This is a genomic window from Vibrio sp. D173a (assembly GCF_030248475.1).
Map to the genome: position 1 here is coordinate 1 of NZ_JAHGAH010000675.1, position 1,216 is coordinate 1,216.

Genomic DNA, 1,216 nt, shown 5'->3' on the forward strand with positions numbered 1-1,216 from the left:
TCTTTTATCTTGTACCGCCAACGACTGCCATTCAGGCTTGGCTGATGTTTGGTGAGTCGTTTGATGGTTATGGTGCGTTGGGCTTTGCGTTGGCCGCGGTTGCTGTCTATTTAGTGGTGAAGAAGCCTAAGTTGTCACAGGGTGTTAAGTGGAAGGCCCAAGTGAGATCCGAAGGGTGACACCATCGACTGATATTTCTTAATTCCAATAAAAAAGAGCCTATTTCGGGCTCTTTCATCTTTTAAGCGACCTTGCGATTACGCTTTGTTCATCAAGCACGCATAAGCGGTTGTGAATGGTGCTTCTTGGTACTGTTTTAGGCCAGTCTCTTTGAACTTCATCATCAGTGGGTTGTGCTTTAGGCTTTCTTTGATTGCCGCAGGTGTTACCACTTCAACATCAAGGCCATCGATCAATTGGATCGCAGCTTCCAGTTTGAAGCCGTGGCCGCCGCCTGCGAATTTACCCTTGGTTTGACGCTGGCGAATCACTACTTTCTCGACTTGGTAGTCTTCCATTAGCTTAGCGAAAGAGAATTGGAAGTCCTTCATGTTTTGCGTGTCATTTGCGTCGCGGATAGCGACCTTAGAAACGCGGCAGTCAGGGATGTTGAATACGCTATCTGAAAGAGAAAGTAGACAAATGATCGCATCATTACCCTTGATTTCAACGCCACAAATTTTCATGTTTTTACCTATCGATTTAACAGCCTCACATTATGGTTCTATTTGCTCGCTATCGCCAGTCTATCGAGCAAAATCTATAAGATAAATTGGTTCCAAATTCTATCGGTTGGTTAAATTGTCAGCGAATGAATTTGCGATAACGTTTGCTATGAGATCGACCTCACAAATTCATAGCGTTGATTATTCCGCATACGATATATTATATGAATAATATCAAATATCGTACGGTTAAAGAGGACCAATGAGCATCAACAACCTTTCCATCCGCAGCAAGATAGCTATCCCATTATTGGTGATCGTGATTGTCTTCTCTACGGTCACCATCATGAACGTGATTAAGTCGAACCAACAGGCCGCGATCAATCACGAATTGAATAATGTCGTGCAACCTGTGCTAGAAAACCTAGAGGATGGATATCGCGATATCTATCAAGTGATCGCGTCCGCTCAAGGCTTACTGCTTGCTGATGATCAGGCGGCAATCGAGTATCAGATTTTTGAATTCAAAGACAACGCATATACAGCAGTAC

The 1,216-nt window shown here is 43.7% G+C and carries 1 protein-coding gene and 1 pseudogene; one reads left to right on the forward strand and one right to left on the reverse strand.

The window, feature by feature from the left end:
* Positions 1–257: 257 nt before the first annotated feature.
* A complete protein-coding gene (locus tag KIV40_RS28415; protein WP_285352565.1) occupies positions 258–686 on the reverse strand; it encodes a DUF3010 family protein in 429 nt (142 codons plus the stop codon).
* Between the two features lie 241 nt (positions 687–927).
* Between KIV40_RS28415 and KIV40_RS28420 the strand changes: the two are divergent.
* Positions 928–1,216, forward strand: a pseudogene (locus tag KIV40_RS28420) (methyl-accepting chemotaxis protein); the annotation flags it as partial.